This is a genomic window from Mycobacterium sp. TH-M82 (assembly GCF_057473605.1).
In genome coordinates this window covers 1-17,628 of record NZ_JBYCKY010000449.1, presented here as the reverse complement: position 1 = coordinate 17,628, position 17,628 = coordinate 1, and the positions used below count along the sequence as shown (strand labels likewise).

Genomic DNA, 17,628 nt, shown 5'->3' with positions numbered 1-17,628 from the left:
CCTTCCTCGACGTCACCGCGTCGTCGTCGGGGCGGGCCACCATGCTGGAGGTGGTGCACCGCACCGCGGAGCAGGTGTTCATCCCGCTGACGGTGGGTGGCGGGGTACGCACCGTCGACGACGTCGACGTGCTGTTGCGCGCCGGCGCCGACAAGGTGTCGGTGAACACCGCGGCCGTCGCGCGTCCCGATCTGCTGGCGGAGCTGTCCCGCCGATTCGGCTCGCAGTGCATCGTGCTGTCCGTCGACGCCCGCACTATAGGCCCCGAGTCGGCGCCCACGCCGTCGGGCTGGGAAGTCACCACCCACGGCGGCCGCCGCGGCACCGGCATCGACGCGGTGGACTGGGCCGCCCGCGGCGCTGAACTCGGCGTGGGGGAGATCCTGCTGAACTCGATGGACGCCGACGGCACCAAGTCCGGTTTCGACCTGCCAATGCTGCGTGCGGTCCGCGCGGCGGTGACGGTGCCGGTGATCGCCAGTGGCGGTGCCGGGGCGGTGGACCATTTCGCCCCCGCGGTGGCCGCCGGCGCCGACGCGGTGCTGGCGGCCAGCGTGTTCCACTTCGGTGAGCTCACCATCGGCCAGGTCAAGGCGGCGATGGCGGCTGAAGGGATCATAGTGAGATGAGTGCGATGAGACTCGATCCGGCGATTGCCGCGCGGCTCAAGCGCAACACCGACGGCCTGTTCGCCGCCGTGGTGCAGGAACACGGCAGCGGCGATGTGCTGATGGTTGCCTGGATGGACGACGATGCGCTGGCGCGGACCCTGGAAACCCGTGAGGCGACATTCTTTTCGCGATCACGTGGCCGGCAGTGGGTCAAGGGCGCAACGTCTGGACACACCCAGTACGTCCATTCGGTGCGGCTGGACTGCGACGGCGACGCGGTGCTGGTCGAGGTTGACCAGGTCGGCGGGGCGTGTCACACCGGCGACCACAGCTGTTTCGACGCCGACGTGCTCTTGGCGCCACCAGCGCCACATCGGTAGCTGCCCAGCTGCGGCCCACGCAAGGGGCGGGCCGAGGCGGTCGAAGCCGGCCGAATCTCGCCCGAGATCAGCCGGTGCGGTGGTAAGAACTAAGGAGATGAAACGATCAATCGCCGCGACCGCGGCAACGGCAGCGTTGGCGGCTATGCTCATCGCCCCGGTGCCCGCCCTCGCGAAACCCCCGCCCGACCCGCACATGCCCAACATCCAGACCGGCTACTGCGCCGGGGGCCGCGGGCTGAAGGGCCTGCAGGTCTCAGCCATCTACTGCGACGGCGTGCCCTATGCCGACGGTTCGCACTGGCGTTACGTCTTTTTTTCGACACTCACGGATATGTCGGGGATGAACCCCGAGCTGCGATCCTGGTACGGACTGCACTGCGTCATCGGTGACGAGCTGGTGCCGTCGGCGCTGGCGCCGCCGGGCAGCTGCGACGGCGCGGTCTGAACGCGCGAACCGCGGCGGGGAACAGCGGGCTACGCATACTCGGGAACGCTGTTGCGCGCGGCAGCCTTGTCTTCGTAGTACTTCGCCCGCTCCTCGACGGCGTCGAGGAACTGTGCCGTCTCGTCGCGGGCGTGTTCTCCTTGCGGGCCGAAGTCGGATCGATCGAAGACACGCCAGAACCGCAGTATCGGCTCCAGCACGTCGTCGTGGTGGATACGCAGGTTGTAGATCCCGGCTTTGGCGATGAGAATCGCGTTCTGGTGAAAATCGGGCATGCCCAGCCCGGGCATCGCGAAGCCGAGAACCTCGTCGCGGATGGCGACCATGGCCGCGTCGGGAGTGATGTCGAGGGCCGCCGCCATCACATCGCGATAGAACACCATGTGCAGGTTCTCGTCGACCGAGATCCGCGCCAGCAGTTGGTCGGCGACCGGGCACCCGCAAGCGCGACCGGTATTGCGGTGCGACACCCGCGTCGCGAGCTCTTGGAACGAGACGTAGGCCAGTGCGGCCAGGGGTGTCTTGTCGCCGGAGTCATATCCGGCGATCATGTGCTGCATGCGCAGCTGCTCGAGCTTGGTGGGATCCACACTCCGGGTGACGACGAGGTAGTCGCGCAGCGCGATGCCGTGCCGGGCTTCCTCGGCCGTCCATTGCCCAATCCAGCGTCCCCAAGCGCCGTCGCGGCCGAACCTGGTTGCGATCTCCCGGTGATAGGACGGCAAGTTGTCCTCGGTGAGCAGGTTGACGACCAGTGCTGCCTTCGCGACCGGGTCCAGCGGGGAGTCCTCAGGCGCCCAGTCTTCGCCGCCGAGGAGGGCGAAATCGCGGCCTCGACTCCACGGCACGTAGTCGTGTGGCAACCATGGCCGAGTCGCCTCGAGATGGCGGTTCAGGTTTTTCTCGACAACCGGCTCCAGATCATGCAGAAGCCCCGCGTCCGGTTGCATCATGGTTCATCCCTTTCGGTCGATCGACAAGCTAACCTACGATACCGTAGGTTACGCTACCGTAGATAGTGGGGAGGGATCTACGCCGACGAACGTGCCCGCAACAGGGCCAGCGCCCTGTCGGCGTGTGCGTTGACGGTGAATTCTCCCGCGATCACCCCGAGCACGGTGCGGTCGGTGTCGATGACGAACGTTGTCCGCTTGACCGGAGCCAATTTGCCCAGGAGGCCACGCTTCACGCCGAACTGGGCGGCCACCGCGCCGTCGGTGTCGGACAGCAGCGGGTAGTCGAAGCTTTGCCGCTCGGCGAACGCAGCCTGCTTTGCCACCGGGTCGATGCTGATCCCGACTCGTTGCGCGCCGACGGTGGCGAACTCACCGGCGAGATCACGGAAGTGGCATGCCTCGCGGGTGCAGCCGGGAGTCATCGCGGCCGGATAGAAGAACAGCACCACCGGCCCGTCGGCAAGCAGGGCGCTCAGCTTGCGCGGTGCTCCGGTCTGGTCGGAAAGCTCGAAGTCAGCAACGGTGTCACCGGTTTTCATGTCCGCCACGCTACGCCGGAAACCATCGGATGATCTGGGAGGATGGACGCGTGCACGTCGACCCCACCACCTCGCGGGCGGACTTTCGGGCGCTGGCCGCCGAGCATCGCGTGGTTCCGGTGACCCGTAAGGTGCTGGCCGATGCCGAGACACCGCTGTCGGCGTACCGCAAACTCGGCGCTGGACGGCCCGGCACCTTTCTGCTCGAGTCGGCCGAGAACGGCCGGTCGTGGTCGCGCTGGTCGTTCATCGGCGCCGGGGCGCCGTCCGCGTTGACGGTGTGTGATGGCGAAGCGGTGTGGCTGGGCAGCACCCCGAGCGACGCTCCGGCCGGTGGGGACCCGCTGACCGCGCTGCGGGCCACGCTGGCGCTGCTGGCGACCGGCGCCCCGCACGGGCTGCCGCCGCTGTCCAGCGGGATGGTCGGTTTTTTCGCCTACGACCTGGTACGCCGGCTGGAGCGGCTGCCCGAGCTGGCCGTCGACGACCTGGGCCTGCCGGACATGCTGCTGCTGCTGGCCACCGACGTGGCCGCGGTCGATCACCACGAGGGCACGATCACGTTGATCGCCAACGCGGTCAATTGGAACGGCACCGATGAGCGGGTGGACGGGGCCTACGACCAAGCGGTGGCGCGGCTGGATGTGATGACCGCGGCGCTGGACCAGCCGTTGCCGTCCAGCGTGGCGACATTTCGCAGACCGGAGCCGCAACACCGCGCGCAGCGCAGCGCGGCGGAGTACGGCGCGATCGTCGAACGGCTGGTCGGTGAGATCGAGGCCGGCGAGGCGTTCCAGGTGGTGCCGTCGCAGCGCTTCGAGATGGACACCGGCGTCGACCCCATCGATGTGTACCGGATGCTGCGGGTGTCCAACCCAAGTCCCTATATGTACCTGCTGCAGGTGCCCGATCACGATGGGCGGTTGGCGTTCTCGATCGTCGGATCCAGTCCGGAGGCGTTGGTGACGGTCAAGGACGGCTGGGCGACCACTCACCCGATCGCCGGCACCCGGTGGCGCGGTCAGACCGAGGAGGAAGACCAGCAGCTGGAGAAGGAGCTGCTCTCCGACGACAAGGAGTGTGCCGAGCACCTGATGCTGGTCGACCTGGGCCGCAACGACCTGGGCCGGGTGTGCGTGCCAGGCACTGTGCGCGTCGAGGACTACAGCCACATCGAGCGGTACAGCCATGTCATGCACCTGGTGTCCACGGTGACCGGGATGCTCGCCGAGGGTCGTACCGCGCTGGACGCTATGACCGCCTGTTTCCCGGCCGGCACGTTGTCCGGGGCGCCCAAGGTGCGGGCGATGGAGTTGATCGAGGAAGTGGAGAAGACGCGGCGCGGACTCTACGGCGGGGTGGTCGGATACCTGGATTTCGCCGGCAACGCTGATTTCGCGATCGCCATCCGCACCGCCCTGATGCGTGATGGCACCGCCTATGTGCAGGCCGGCGGCGGGGTGGTCGCCGATTCCAACGGTGCCTACGAATACACCGAGGCGATGAACAAGGCCCGGGCGGTGTTGACCGCGATCGCCGCGGCGGAGACGCTGAGCGTTCCCGGGCTGGGCCGTGATGGCTGATCCGGGTGGCCCGGGGGGCCCGGGTGGCCGGTTCGCGCTCCGGTCGGCCCAGCTGCTGCTGGTGGCTGCCGCCGCCTCGCTATGGGCCGCGTCACGGCTGCCGTGGGTGCTCATCCGGTCGTTCGACGGGCTGGGGCAGCCCAGGCAGGTCACCGTCTACGGCGCGTCCTGGTCCACAGCGTTGCTGCCGATGGCGGTGTTGTCGCTGGCCGCGGCGATCGCTGCGGTCGCGGTGCGCGGCTGGGCGTTGCGGGTGTTGGCGGTGTTGATGGCGGCGGCCAGTTTAGCCGCCGGATATCTCGCGATCGGGATGTGGGTGGTCGCCGACGTGGCGGCGCGAGCAGCGGCCATCGCCGGCGTCCCGGTGGTCTCGCTGCTGGCCGGCGACCGCCGTTACGGCGGTGCGGTGGCCACCCTGGCGGGGGCATTGGGCATCCTGGCCGGTGCCGTGCTACTGATGCGGTCGGCGGCGGCCGGCGGTGTGCACGATGTCAGCACCACCAAATACGCCGCACCTCGGCTACGTCGATCGGCGATACGGCGAGGCACTGTCCAGGATGCGCAGAACGTCTCCGAGCAGATGATCTGGGATGCCCTTGATCAGGGTTGTGACCCAACCGATGACCCGACCGATGGCGTGCCCGGATCAGATGCCGAGGGCCGGTGATATCGGGTGTGCTGCCGGTCGTTACCCTTCGATGGACGTCCCCGGAGAAGGGTCGTGATCTGTTCGGAATTGTGGGAACTGTGGGAACTGCGGGAAAGGACACCGGCAGGCATGAGCTCGGCGACCCTGCTCGACTCCATCATCGAAGGAGTCTGCGCGGACGTCGCCGCCCGCGAGGCCGTCATCAGCCTGTCCGAAGTCAAAGCCGCTGCGGCCGCGATGCCGCCGCCGCTGGATGTGCTGACCGCTTTGCGCGAACCCGGTATCGCTGTCATCGCCGAGGTCAAACGCGCCAGCCCATCGGCCGGCCAGCTGGCCGCCATCACAGACCCGGCCCGGCTTGCCTGTGCCTACCAGGACGGCGGGGCACGGATCATCAGCGTGCTGACCGAGGAGCGGCGGTTCAACGGCACGCTGGGCGATTTGGATGCGGTCAAGGCCGCGGTGTCAGTCCCGGTTCTACGCAAAGACTTCGTGGTGTCGCCGTACCAGATCCATGAAGCGCGTGCCCACGGAGCGGACATGCTGCTGCTGATCGTCGCGGCGCTGGAGCAGCCGGCGCTGGTGTCGATGCTGGACCGCACCGAATCACTGGGAATGACCGCCCTGGTGGAGGTGCACACCGAGGACGAGGCCGACCGGGCGCTCGCCGCGGGAGCGAAGGTGATCGGGGTCAATGCCCGTGACCTCACCACGCTGAAGATGGACCGGGACTGCTTCGGGCGAATCACGCCGGGGCTGCCCACCGATGTGGTCAAGATCGCCGAATCCGGGATTCGGGGCACCGCCGATCTGCTGGCGTACGCCGGCGCCGGCGCGGATGCGGTTCTGGTCGGCGAGGGGCTGGTCACCAGCGGTGACCCACGCGCGGCGGTCGCCGACCTGGTCAGTGCGGGCAGGCACCCGTCGTGTCCCAAGCCTGCGCGCTAGCTGTCGATGACCCCCGTGAGTGTTTCGCCGATGGCAGATTCATCGAATTCAGGCCTTCCAGACCTTCCCCGCGCCAGTGCGGGCGTTGCCGAACCGAGCAGCCACGACCCCGATGCGCGGGGCCACTTTGGTGTGTACGGCGGCCGGTTCGTCGCCGAAGCACTGATGTGTGTCATCGAAGAGGTGACGTCGGCCTACCACAAGGCACGTAACGATCGCGAGTTCCTCGACACCCTCGACAGGTTGCAGGCCAACTACAACGGCCGCCCGTCACCGCTCTACGAAGCCGCCCGACTGTCCGTGCATGCCGGTGACGCCAGGATCTTCCTCAAGCGAGAAGACCTGAATCACACCGGATCCCACAAGCTCAACAATGCACTCGGGCAGGCGCTGCTGGCACGGCACATGGGTAAGGCCCGGGTGATCGCCGAAACCGGGGCGGGACAGCACGGGGTCGCCACCGCTACCGCCTGCGCGCTGCTCGGCCTGCAATGTGTCGTCTACATGGGCGCCGTGGACACCCGGCGACAGGCGCTCAACGTGGCCCGCATGCGCCTGCTGGGCGCTGAGGTGGTGTCCGTCGAGGCCGGATCGAAGACCTTGAAGGACGCCATCAACGAGGCGTTTCGCGACTGGGTCACCAACGCCGAGGACACCTACTACTGTTTCGGCACCGCAGCAGGCCCGCACCCGTTCCCGACCATGGTGCGCGACTTCCAGCGGGTCATCGGATTGGAAGCCCGCGCGCAGATCCAGCACCTGACGGGCCGGCTGCCCGACGCCGTGGTGGCCTGCGTCGGCGGCGGATCCAACGCCATCGGGATCTTCCACGCGTTCCTCGACGACCCCGGGGTCCGCCTGCTCGGCTTCGAGGCGGCCGGCGACGGCATCGAAACCGGCCGCCACGCCGCGGCATTCGCCGGCGGATCGCCCGGCACATTCCACGGGTCACTGTCCTACCTGTTGCAGGATGACGACGGCCAAACCATTGAATCCCATTCGATCTCGGCCGGACTGGACTACCCCGGGGTAGGTCCCGAGCACGCCTGGCTGCGGGAGATGAGGCGAGCCGAGTACCGCCCCGTCACAGACAAAGCGGCCATGGAGGCGTTCGCCCTGCTGAGCCGGACGGAGGGGATCATCCCGGCCATCGAATCCGCACACGCGATCGCCGGGACGATCGCGCTGGGTGCGGAACTGGGACCCGGCGCGATCATCGTGGTGAACTTGTCCGGGCGCGGCGACAAAGACGTCGAGACCGCCGCCAAATGGTTCGGCCTGCTCACGTGATGGCTTCCTCGCAGGCCCGGATCGGCAGGCTGGCACCGCTGTTCGACGCGTGCCGGCGGGACAATCGGGCGGCGCTGATCGGGTACCTGCCCACCGGCTACCCCGACGTCGAAAGCTCGATCGCCGCGATGGCCGCGCTGGTGCAAGCCGGGTGCGACCTGATCGAAGTCGGTATCCCGTATTCGGATCCCGGGATGGACGGCCCGACCATCGCCAAAGCCACCGAGGCCGCGCTGTGCGGCGGCGTTCGGGTCCGTGACACCTTGACCGCAGTTGAGGCGATCAGCAGCGCCGGTGGTCGCGCGGTGGTGATGACCTACTGGAATCCGATGCTGCACTATGGGGTTGACGCGTTCGCTCGCGATCTGGCCGCGGCCGGCGGCACCGGGATCATCACACCCGATCTGATCGTCGACGAGGCGCAGGAGTGGTTCGACGCATCCGACCAGCACGATCTGGATCGCATTTTCCTGGTGGCGCCGTCATCGACGCCCGAGCGACTCGCGGCCACGGTCGAAGCGTCGCGCGGGTTTGTCTATGCGGCATCGACGATGGGGGTCACCGGTGCGCGCGATGCGGTGTCGCAGGCGGCGCCCGAACTGGTGCGCAGGGTAAGGGCGGTCTCCGGTGTCCCGGTCGGAGTGGGGCTGGGCGTGCGATCTCGCGGCCAGGCCGCCGAAATTGCCAGCTACGCCGACGGTGTCATCGTCGGCTCAGCGCTGGTTACCGCCCTCACCGAGGGCCCTACCGCGCTGCGTGCACTAACCGAGCAGCTTGCCGACGGTGTGCGCCAAAGGAACTCGCAGATACGACGATGAGCTTTCTGACGAACCTGCCGCAGCATTTCCGGTATTTTCCAAGCCCGCCCCGCGGTGTGTGGTACCTCGGCCCGGTTCCGATCCGTGCCTACGCCCTGTGCATCATCGTCGGTATCGTGGTGGCGCTGCTGATCGGTGACCGGCGCTGGCACGCTCGCGGTGGCGAGCGCGGCGTGATCTACGACATCGCGCTGTGGGCCGTGCCTTTCGGTCTGGTCGGCGGTCGGCTTTATCACCTGATGACTGACTGGCGGACCTACTTCGGCAACGGCGGTATCGGCCTGCAGGCGACGCTGCGGATCTGGGATGGGGGTTTGGGTATCTGGGGCGCGGTCGCGCTCGGCGGTGTGGGTGCCTGGATCGGTTGCCGACGGCATCGTATTCCGCTGCCGGCCTTTGGCGATGCGGTCGCCCCCGGGATCGTGTTGGCCCAGGCGATCGGTCGGATCGGCAATTACTTCAATCAGGAGCTCTACGGGCGTGCGACCACATTGCCGTGGGGACTGGAAATCTTCTGGCGACAGGATGCCGCGGGTGCGCGGGATCCGCATCTGCTCGATGGCGTGTCCACCGGTGAGCTGTACAAGATCGTCCAACCGACGTTCGCGTACGAATTACTCTGGAACCTCTTGGTGTTCGTGGTGGTTATCTGGGCGGACCGCCGATTCAGAATCGGCCATGGCCGGCTGTTCGCGCTCTACGTCGCCGGTTACTGTGTTGGTCGTTTCTGCATCGAGTTGTTGCGCGACGACGCCGCCACGCACATCGCGGGGATCCGAGTCAACTCGTTCACCTCGACGTTCGTGTTCATCGGCGCGGTGGTCTACGTCATCCTGGCGCCGAGGGGACGCGAAGATCCAGCGACACTGGCCCAGACCCGGCAAGAAGGCGGAACGGGTGCCCAGCCGGCGCTCCCACCGGAGGAGGAAGTGGCGGCAGTCGGCGCGACATCCGGTGTCGGCGCGGCGCTGACCGCATCCGACGACGACCTGGCCGACACGCAGACGGAGGCGCAGACCGAGGCGCAGCCGTGCGGTGGCGCCGAAGCTGAGCCGGTGGGCGAGGCGCAGGCCGAGGCCGGGCCGGTTGGTGAGGCTGAGCCCCTGCCTGAAGCGGCAGCGTTCGAGGAGCCGATGGTCGCGCAGGTGGAGCCCGAAGCGAAAGCCGAGGCGACTGCCGTCAACGACGAGACCGAGATCGAGATAACCGATGACGAGGCACCCGCCGTGGTCGCCGACGATGTGGAAGCGCAACCCGAGCTCGAAGTCAGCGATGCAGTGCAACCGGAACCGCCGACGCAGACCACCACCGGGGCTGATGGGGCGAATGTCGCGGATGCAGAATCGGCCGCGGCCAATGAATCCCAGCCCGAGGAGGCATGAGGAGGCATGAGGACGCATGAGGACGCAATTGCCGACGTGGAAACACACGAATCGCAGTGAACCGACGGCGCTGGACACATAAGGAGGCAGAACCACGGGGGCGTTACTGGCAAGTGGCGAACCTATCCCCTCGGCGAGGCTGGCGAAGTAACAAACCCGTACGGATTGTCGTACGACGTGGGTATGGCGAATGTCGTGACCACGGGTGAGGCGAGAGATGCGCTGCACAAGATCGCTCAACGCTTCGACGCCGGCGAAGGGGAGCCGGTGTACTTCGGCTCGCACCGCCGGGCGCAGGGCGTGATTGTCCCCGTGGCGGTGTGGGAGAAGCTGCTCGAGGCCGCCGAGGATGAACTCGACGCAGAGCTGGCCCGGGACCGGCTCGTCCGAGACGATGGACGGCAGTTGAGTCGTGCCGAGGTGAACGAGGTCTTCGACCGGCTTCGCGCTGGCCGTTCCGGGTGAGCGGAGGCAGAGAGCGACTTGCCCGGTATCGGCTTACCTTCGCATTGGACATTCCGGCCGACCTCTCCACCGTGTGGCAGGCCGACCCGGCTGCATTGGACGCGGCGCAGGCCATCATCGACGACCTAGCGCACGGGCGGGTTCGGGGCAAGCTGCTCGGTGAGCGGCACGCCCAATGACGAACGGGTGTCACGCTGCTGGGCGGGGCACGTCCTGGCCACAGCGGTCTGGCATGCTGAAACGATGACCGGCCCGTCGCCGCCCGCAGCGCCCGGCTTCAGCGTGCTGCTGGCCCCGCTGACTGGAGCCCTCGCTGCCCTCGCTTCGCTGGCCTATCTCGCCCGCGTCGACCCGCACCGTCCCGGCGCGTTCCCGTTGTGCCCGTTCCGGCTGCTCACCGGTTGGAACTGCCCGGCGTGCGGCGGGCTTCGGATGGCCCATGACGTGCTGCACGGACAGCTGGCGGCAGCCGCGATGGACAACGCATTCCTGTTGATCGGAATCCCGATGCTGGCGGCGTGGATCCTCCTGGGTCGCCGCCGCGGACAAGTCATTGCACCGACGGTGACACTGGTGGTGATCGCGGCCGTGACGTTCGGGTGGACGCTGCTGCGTAACCTGCCTGGCTTTCCGCTGGTCCCAACCACTCTCACCGGGTAGCGCATCGTGAATAGGCGCGGGAAGATCGTCTGTACCCTCGGTCCGGCATCGCACAGCGCGGAGTCGGTCAGGGCGCTGGTCGAGGCGGGGATGGACGTCGCGCGGTTGAACTTCAGCCACGGCGACCACACCGACCACGAGGCCGCCTACCGGTGGGTGCGCGAAGCCTCGGAGTCCAGCGGCCGTGCGGTCGGTGTGGTCGCCGACCTGCAGGGCCCCAAGATCAGGTTGGGGCGCTTCAGCGATGGCCCGACTTACTGGGCCAACGGCGAAACGGTGCGGATCACCGTCGCCGACTGTGCGGGCAGCCACGATCGGGTGTCGACCACCTACAAACAACTGACCGACGACGCGTCACCGGGCGACCGGGTTCTGGTCGATGACGGCAAGGTCGAGCTGGTGGTGGAACACATCGACGGCGACGACGTGGTGTGCACCGTCACCGAGGGCGGGCCGGTCAGCAACCACAAGGGTCTTTCGTTGCCCGGAATGAGGGTCTCCGCACCCACGCTGTCGGACAAGGACATCGGGGACCTCGAGTTCGGGTTGCGTCTCGGCGTCGACATGGTGGCCTTGTCGTTCGTCCGCTCGCCGTCCGATGTGGAGTCGGCGTACGAGGTGATGGACCGGTTGGGGCGGCGGGTGCCGGTGATCGCCAAACTGGAGAAGCCGGAAGCCGTCGACAATTTGGAAGCCGTGGTGTTGGCGTTCGACGCGGTGATGGTGGCCCGTGGTGACCTGGGTGTCGAGTTGGCGCTGGAAGAGGTACCCCTGGTGCAGAAGCGGGCCATTCAGGTGGCCCGGGAGAACGCCAGACCGGTGATCGTGGCCACCCAGATGCTCGAGTCGATGATCGAGAACTCTCGGCCGACCCGGGCCGAGGCCTCCGATGTCGCCAACGCCGTGCTCGACGGTGCCGACGCGGTGATGCTGTCTGGCGAAACCGCAGTGGGCAGATACGCGCTGGAGGCGGTGCGAACGATGAGCCGGATCATCTGCGCGGTCGAAGAGAATTCCACCGCCGCCCCCCCGCTGACGCACATCCCGCGCACCAAGCGGGGCGTGATCTCTTACGCGGCTCGTGACATCGGTGAGCGGCTCGACGCCAAGGCCCTGGTCGCATTTACCGAGTCCGGCGACACCGTGCGGCGGCTGGCCAGGCTGCACACCCCACTGCCGCTGTTGGCCTTCACCGCGCTGCCCGAGGTGCGCAATCAATTGGCGATGACCTGGGGCACCGAGACTTTCACTGTCCCGCTGATGCGCTCCACCGATGAAATGATCCACCAGGTCGACAAATCGCTGCTCGAGCTGGCTCGCTACTCTCGCGGTGATCTGGTGGTCATTGTCGCCGGCGCGCCGCCGGGCACAGTAGGCTCGACGAATCTGATCCACGTGCACCGGATCGGAGAGGACGACGTCTAACGGGAGAGATAATCTGTGCCGTCCGCGCGAAACGAAACGAATTCTGATTTCAGCGAGCTGCTGGCGGTACTGGACCTCAACCGCGTCGACGACGACGTTTTCACCGGATCGCACCCGAGCAAAACCCCGCCGCGCACTTTCGGTGGGCAACTGATGGCGCAGTCACTGGTCGCCGCCAGTCGCACACTGGACCGCGACCTACCGCCTACCGCACTGTCGGTGCATTTCATCAACGGCGGTGACCCGGCCAAGAACATCGAATTCCGGGTGCAACGGTTGCGAGACGAACGCCGGTTCGCCAACCGGCGGATCGACGCGGTGCAGGACGACACCCTGGTGGCCACCGCGATGCTGTCGTACCTGTCCGGCGGGCGCGGGCTCGAGCACAGCGTCGAAGCGCCCGTTGTCGCCGACCCGGAGACGCTGCCGGGACTAGAGGAGCGGCTGCGCGGCTATGAGGACGTCGTCCCGGGTTTCGTCAATGCGCCGCACCCGATCGAGTGGCGGTACACCAACGACCCGTCCTGGGTGATGCGCGGTAAAGGGGAGCGGCTCGCCTACAACCGGGTCTGGCTCAAGGCGGACGGGGTGGTGCCCGATGACCCGGTGCTGCACACCGCGATGATGGTGTATTCGTCGGATACCACTGTGCTGGATTCCATCATCACCACCCACGGACTGTCCTGGGGGGCCGACCGGATCTTCGCCGCAACCGCCAACCACTCGGTGTGGTTTCACCGCCAAGTCCACTTCGACGGCTGGGTGTTGTATTCCAGTTCGTCGCCGGTGGCCGCGGATTCGCGGGGGCTGGGTACCGGACATGTCTTCGATCGCTCCGGGCAGCTGGTCGCCACGGTGGTTCAGGAAGGCATCGTGAAGTATTTCCCCGCCGTGCGGGGAAAAGCCGTGCGTCGGCCTTGAGAACGGTCCAGCGCAACGATTCGGTTGCAGCATCTTCGGCCCGGCACCGGAGGCGCCGATCGCGAGTACCGTGAACTCATCGGTGCGGCCCGGGGCAGACCCAGGCCGGCAGGGGAACCCCGGAGGTAGCAGTGCGCGAGCTGTCAGTTCACGCGGCCCCCAGGCTGCGGGCCGGTGAGCGCGTCGTCGTTCACGCCGATTCGCCGACCACCCGCTGGGTCGGGGCACTGGCTCTGCTGTGTGCCGCCTGCTGGCTGATCGCCGTCATCGCCGCGGACGACGGCCACGTGAACCGGCAGGCCGCGGGCGGGCTGGGCTGGTCCCTGGCGATCCTGGCCGCGGCGGCCCTGATCGCTCGCGGAATCTTTCTGGGCCGCCCGGTGACAACCCGACATGCCGCCGCTGCCGCCGGGCTGGTGGTCGCCGGGCTGGGCGCGCATGTGCTGTTCGATCTGCTCGGTTCAGTGCTGATAGCCGGATCCGGGTTGGCGTTGATGTGGCCGACGTCGGCGCGACGGCAACCCGGCGACCTGGCCCGGGTGTGGACATTGGTCGAAGCCACCCGGGATGATCCGCTGGCGCCGTTCGCCATGCACGCCCTCAAGTCTTACCACTTCAACGCCGACCGCAGCGCAGCGCTCGCCTACCGGACCCGCATCGGGTTTGCGGTGGTCAGCGGCGACCCGATCGGCGACGAGGAGCGGTTTCCGGAACTGGTCGCCGACTTCGCCGCGCTGTGTCGTGCCCGGGGCTGGCGGATCGTGGTGCTGGGGTGCAGCCAGCGGCGGCTGAGGTTGTGGGACCCGGCGGTATTGGGCCGATCACTGCGGCAGATTCCGATCGGTCACGACGTGGTCGTCGACGTCGCCGGCTTCGACATGACGGGCCGCACGTTCCGCAACCTGCGCCAGGCGGTGCAGCGCACCCACAACTGCGGGGTGACCACCGAGGTGGTGGACGAACAGGACCTCGACGGCGAGCGGCTGGCGGAGTTGACCGAGCTGCTGCTGGCATCGCCGCACGGGGCACGCACCGACCGTGGCTTCTCGATGGCCCTGGACGGCGCGCTGGAGGGCCGATACCCGGGCATAAAGCTCATCATCGCCCGGGATGCGTCCGGGCGGGTGCAGGGCTTCCATCGCTACGCCGTCGCCGGTGGCGGCAGCGACGTCAGCCTCGACGTGCCGTGGCGTCGCCCCGGTGCCCCGAACGGGATCGACGAACGGCTCAGCACCGACATGATCATGAGCGCCAAACACGCCGGGGCGCAGCGTCTGTCGTTGGCATTCGCGGCCTTTCCGGAGCTGTTCGACGACGAGCACCGCGGGCGGTTCTCGAGCGCCTGCTACCGGGCGGTGCACCTGCTGGATCCGCTGATCGCGCTGGAGTCGCTGTACCGGTACCTGCGCAAGTTCCACGCGATGGGCGAACGCCGTTACGCGCTGGTATCGCTGACCCAGCTGGTTCCGCTGATATATGTGCTGCTGTCGCTGGAATTCATGCCGCGCCATCGCCGACTGTTGAGGCCTGTCGAGGGCGGGGCGGCGAGTTAACCGCCGGACAGCGTCTTGGCGACGGTCTTGGACGCATGACGGATGCGCAACGCCGTGATGACCTCGGCGACCCCGATGACAGTCAACCAGATGCCGACGACGAGCGTCAGCACCATCAGCGACGCCAAGGGTGATGCCAGCACCACGATTCCGGCCAGCAGCGTGACGACGCCCATGAAGATCTGCCAGCCGCGGCCCGGCAGGCTCGGGTCACCGATCGCCGAAACCGTGGTGGCTACCCCGCGGAAGATGAAGCCGATACCGATCCAGATGGCCAGCAGCAGCACCGCGATCGCTTCCTTGTCGGAATTGAAGTGCCGAAAACACAGCACCGCCAGAATCAGGCATGCCGCCCCGCTGATGAACAACAGCACCCGGCCGCCCGCTGACATGACCGGCAGGCTGAACGCGAAAATTACCTGGCTGACACCGGTGACCAGCAGATAGATACCGAACAGGATCGCCGCAACGAGGATGGATTCACCCGGCCGATAAAGGATCAGGGCGCCGAGGATCAGTGCCAGGATGCCGGAGACCAGCGTGGACTTCCACAAATGGGGCAGTAGCTTCGGGGCGGTTTCATTGTCGATGGTCATGCGTGCAGTGTGGCACACGCGGCGGTATCCGTCAGGCGGATCTGCGCGCCGCGTTGTGCGGCGAATACACGCCGGCGAGAAACTGTTCGACCGCCACCGCGGCATGTCGTGCGCGAGCGGATCCGAAGATATCGAATGCGTGCTGCGCGTACGGCAACTCGGCGTAGACGACGGGTTGGTTGCTCAGCTCCCGGAGCCTGGCGGTGAAGTCGCGAGCCTGTTGGACGGGTATCAGCGAGTCGTTGCGCCCGTGCAACACGAAAAACGGTGGCGCGTCAGGGGAAACGTACGTGATCGGCGAAGCTGCCCGATAAATGTCGGGAAACCGGCGGCGGCTCTGCTTGAACACGTAGGACTGCAGCACCGGCACCAGCTGTGGGTGCAGCGAATCATCGTCGCGGGTGAAGTCGTAGACGCCGTAGAACGGCACCGCGGCCCGCACCCGGGTGTCGGCGTCTTCGAAACCAGGCTGGAATTGCGGGTCGTTACCGGTGAGCGCGGCCAGCGAGCACAGGTGACCACCGGCGGAACCGCCGCTGATCGCGATCCAGTCCGGGTCGCCACCGTATTCGGCGATGTGACGTTTGGTCCATGCGATTGCCCGCTTGACGTCGACGATGTGGTCCGGCCACGTCGAACGGGGGCTGAGCCGGTAGTTGATCGACACGCACACCCAGCCCAGTTCAGCCAGATGACTCAGCAGCGGATGCGCCTGGCCGCGTTTGCTCCCGAGCATCCAGGCGCCGCCCGGAACCTGCAGCAGCACCGGGGCACGCCCGTCGTCATCCAGGTCAGGCCGGCGCCAGATGTCGAGCATGTTCTTGCGGCCGTACTCGCCGTAGGCGATGTCGCTGTCCCGGGCATAGTGCCGGTAGATCCGCAGCATGCCTACCGGCCCGGGCGTCTTCGCGGTGGCCGCGCCGGGTCCCGGCCGCTTCCAGGTATCGGCCGAGTCGGTGCGCCGGTCCGTGCCCAGTCCCGCATCCAGGGCTGCGGTCAGCGTCACGTTCGCCGTGCGGCCGAAGCGGTCCAGTCCGAGCAGACCCAGCCACGAGATGACCGACACCAGCCAACTGAACCGTCGTAGGCGGGGCGACAGCCAACGGGACACCGCCACCAGGGCGGCTGACTGCCCGGCGATGAGCTGCAGCGGCAGTTCCGAGGCGAACATGCCGAAGATGAAGGCGTACAGCGTCGGGTAACCGCGCTTGGCCAGCGGCCGGTACCCGTTGGCGGTGACGGCGAGTCCGGCCAGCGACCCGAGCATGGCTACCAGCTTGGCCACGTTGCTCCTTTCCGGCGCCTATTCGGCTCCTTCTCGTGCATGCCAGTTCGATTCGGCACCTTACCGGTACCGATATGAGCCAGTGAGCCGGTGATCGTCGTCAGCGGGCAGCAGACAGTTGCCGCGACGCCCGGTGGTCGCCGAGCCGGCGGCGCTCGCCCACCAGATACCAGGTGTGCATCACACCCTTGCCTTTGACGTCGACGTCGCCGCGCTCTTCGAAGACGAAGTCGCGCTTGAGGCGTTCGTAGACGTCGGGGGGTACTTGGATGCGGCCTTCGCGATCGGTCGATTCCATGCGTGCGGCGACGTTGACCGCGTCGCCCCAGACGTCGTAGAAGAAGCGGCGAGTGCCGACCACGCCGGCTACCACCGGTCCGGCGGCCAGCCCGATCCGAACCGGCACCAGCCGTCCCAGCGGGTCGCGCAAGCCGGCTACGGTGTCGGCGATGTCGAGCGCCAGCCGGGCCAGCGCTTCCAGGTGATCCGGCCTGGCGTCCGGCACGCCGCTGACCACCATGTAGGAGTCGCCGCTGGTCTTGACCTTCTCCAGGCCGCGCGCCTCGGCCAGCTGGTCCAGGTCGGTGTAGAGCCGGTTGAGGAACTCGACCAGCGCGCGCGGGGCGGCCTGGCTGGCCCGCCGAGTGAAGTCGGCGATGTCGGCGAACAGGACCGAGGCGTCGTCGTAGCTGTCGGCGATGACGTCGACGGCCGGGTTCTTCAGCCGATCGGCGATACTGGCGGGCAGAATGTTGGCCAGCAACGCCTCGGACCGTTCGTACTCCGCCTCCCTGGCCTCCTCGGCGCGGCGGATCTGCCACAACGCGTACCAGACCGTCGCAAACACCATCAGGCAGGCCGAGACGATCACCGCCACGAAACTCACCGTGAGCAACCCGGTCGGCTGGGCGCCGGTGTCACCCGGGACCAGGAACTGCAGGGCGATTGCCAGGCCGGCCCCGACGCCGGCCACCACCGCGGCCAGCGCGATGTGCGCGACACCGAGGATGATCACGGTGATTGATGCGGCGGCAAGGAAGTAAAACTGCAGGCCGGAGTCGGTTCCCACCGCCCAGCAGACCACAAAGGTCGTCAGGTACGCGGTGCAGGTGAACGTCA

20 protein-coding genes are annotated in these 17,628 nt (G+C 67.4%); 15 read left to right on the top strand and 5 right to left on the bottom strand.

Annotated elements, in window-relative coordinates; translation table 11 throughout:
- The 3 genes from hisF to AC2VON_RS13795 form a co-directional block, all read left to right on the top strand.
- Positions 1-629: imidazole glycerol phosphate synthase subunit HisF (hisF, locus tag AC2VON_RS13805; protein ID WP_486953475.1), on the top strand; the 629-nt coding region annotated here is incomplete at its 5' end.
- Positions 630-634: 5 nt separating this feature from the next.
- Positions 635-991: a phosphoribosyl-AMP cyclohydrolase gene (gene hisI, locus AC2VON_RS13800; RefSeq protein ID WP_486953479.1), complete on the top strand. Its 357-nt coding sequence runs from the start codon at positions 635-637 to the stop codon at positions 989-991.
- Positions 992-1,088: 97 nt separating this feature from the next.
- Complete coding sequence (locus tag AC2VON_RS13795; RefSeq protein ID WP_486953474.1) at positions 1,089-1,439, top strand: hypothetical protein; 351 nt, start codon at positions 1,089-1,091, stop codon at positions 1,437-1,439.
- A 29-nt stretch (positions 1,440-1,468) separates the two neighbouring features.
- Here the strand turns inward: AC2VON_RS13795 and AC2VON_RS13790 are convergent, their stop codons facing one another.
- Both AC2VON_RS13790 and AC2VON_RS13785 read right to left on the bottom strand, forming a co-directional pair.
- Positions 1,469-2,389: an acyl-ACP desaturase gene (locus AC2VON_RS13790; protein WP_486953478.1), complete on the bottom strand. Its 921-nt coding sequence runs from the start codon at positions 2,387-2,389 to the stop codon at positions 1,469-1,471.
- Between the two features lie 80 nt (positions 2,390-2,469).
- The gene (locus AC2VON_RS13785) at positions 2,470-2,934 is read right to left on the bottom strand and encodes a peroxiredoxin (protein ID WP_486953473.1); all 465 of its coding nucleotides are present in this window, start codon (positions 2,932-2,934) and stop codon (positions 2,470-2,472) included.
- Between the two features lie 29 nt (positions 2,935-2,963).
- Between AC2VON_RS13785 and AC2VON_RS13780 the strand changes: the two genes are divergently transcribed.
- From AC2VON_RS13780 to AC2VON_RS13725, 12 genes are all read left to right on the top strand, one after another.
- Positions 2,964-4,517 (top strand): anthranilate synthase component I, encoded by a 1,554-nt coding sequence (locus tag AC2VON_RS13780; RefSeq protein ID WP_486953472.1) that lies wholly within the window; start codon positions 2,964-2,966, stop codon positions 4,515-4,517.
- Positions 4,510-5,184 (top strand): TIGR02234 family membrane protein, encoded by a 675-nt coding sequence (locus AC2VON_RS13775; protein ID WP_486953471.1) that lies wholly within the window; start codon positions 4,510-4,512, stop codon positions 5,182-5,184. Before AC2VON_RS13780 ends, AC2VON_RS13775 begins: the two co-directional genes overlap by 8 nt.
- 111 nt (positions 5,185-5,295) lie before the next feature.
- Positions 5,296-6,114, top strand: a complete 819-nt coding sequence (gene trpC, locus AC2VON_RS13770) for an indole-3-glycerol phosphate synthase TrpC (protein WP_486953477.1) — start codon at positions 5,296-5,298, stop codon at positions 6,112-6,114.
- Positions 6,115-6,144: 30 nt separating this feature from the next.
- Positions 6,145-7,404, top strand: coding sequence for a tryptophan synthase subunit beta (trpB, locus tag AC2VON_RS13765; protein ID WP_486953470.1), 1,260 nt, complete (start codon positions 6,145-6,147; stop codon positions 7,402-7,404).
- Entirely contained in the window at positions 7,404-8,222 is an 819-nt protein-coding gene (gene trpA / locus AC2VON_RS13760; protein ID WP_486953469.1) for a tryptophan synthase subunit alpha, read from the top strand. Before trpB ends, trpA begins: the two co-directional genes overlap by 1 nt.
- A complete protein-coding gene (gene lgt, locus AC2VON_RS13755; RefSeq protein ID WP_486953468.1) occupies positions 8,219-9,604 on the top strand; it encodes a prolipoprotein diacylglyceryl transferase in 1,386 nt (461 codons plus the stop codon). Before trpA ends, lgt begins: the two co-directional genes overlap by 4 nt.
- Positions 9,605-9,787: 183 nt before the next feature.
- Positions 9,788-10,069: a hypothetical protein gene (locus AC2VON_RS13750; protein ID WP_486953467.1), complete on the top strand. Its 282-nt coding sequence runs from the start codon at positions 9,788-9,790 to the stop codon at positions 10,067-10,069.
- A complete protein-coding gene (locus tag AC2VON_RS13745) occupies positions 10,066-10,248 on the top strand; it encodes a hypothetical protein (protein ID WP_486953466.1) in 183 nt (60 codons plus the stop codon). Before AC2VON_RS13750 ends, AC2VON_RS13745 begins: the two co-directional genes overlap by 4 nt.
- Before the next feature lie 64 nt (positions 10,249-10,312).
- Complete coding sequence (locus tag AC2VON_RS13740) at positions 10,313-10,729, top strand: DUF2752 domain-containing protein (protein ID WP_486953465.1); 417 nt, start codon at positions 10,313-10,315, stop codon at positions 10,727-10,729.
- A 6-nt stretch (positions 10,730-10,735) separates the two neighbouring features.
- A complete protein-coding gene (gene pyk, locus AC2VON_RS13735) occupies positions 10,736-12,154 on the top strand; it encodes a pyruvate kinase (protein ID WP_486953464.1) in 1,419 nt (472 codons plus the stop codon).
- Positions 12,155-12,169: 15 nt separating this feature from the next.
- Positions 12,170-13,075 (top strand): acyl-CoA thioesterase domain-containing protein, encoded by a 906-nt coding sequence (locus AC2VON_RS13730; protein ID WP_486953463.1) that lies wholly within the window; start codon positions 12,170-12,172, stop codon positions 13,073-13,075.
- A gap of 131 nt (positions 13,076-13,206) precedes the next feature.
- Positions 13,207-14,628 carry a bifunctional lysylphosphatidylglycerol flippase/synthetase MprF gene (locus tag AC2VON_RS13725; RefSeq protein ID WP_486953462.1) on the top strand — a complete coding sequence of 474 codons (1,422 nt, stop codon included), beginning with the start codon at positions 13,207-13,209 and terminating at the stop codon, positions 14,626-14,628.
- On the opposite strand, the gene AC2VON_RS13720 is transcribed toward AC2VON_RS13725, so the two are convergent.
- The 3 genes from AC2VON_RS13720 to AC2VON_RS13710 form a co-directional block, all read right to left on the bottom strand.
- Positions 14,625-15,242 carry an HdeD family acid-resistance protein gene (locus AC2VON_RS13720; RefSeq protein WP_486953461.1) on the bottom strand — a complete coding sequence of 206 codons (618 nt, stop codon included), beginning with the start codon at positions 15,240-15,242 and terminating at the stop codon, positions 14,625-14,627. The two genes, AC2VON_RS13725 and AC2VON_RS13720, sit on opposite strands and share 4 nt — an antisense overlap.
- A gap of 13 nt (positions 15,243-15,255) precedes the next feature.
- Positions 15,256-16,491 carry an alpha/beta hydrolase fold domain-containing protein gene (locus AC2VON_RS13715; RefSeq protein WP_486953476.1) on the bottom strand — a complete coding sequence of 412 codons (1,236 nt, stop codon included), beginning with the start codon at positions 16,489-16,491 and terminating at the stop codon, positions 15,256-15,258.
- A 118-nt stretch (positions 16,492-16,609) separates the two neighbouring features.
- The coding region (locus AC2VON_RS13710) for an adenylate/guanylate cyclase domain-containing protein (RefSeq protein ID WP_486953460.1) at positions 16,610-17,628 on the bottom strand (1,019 nt) is incomplete at its 5' end.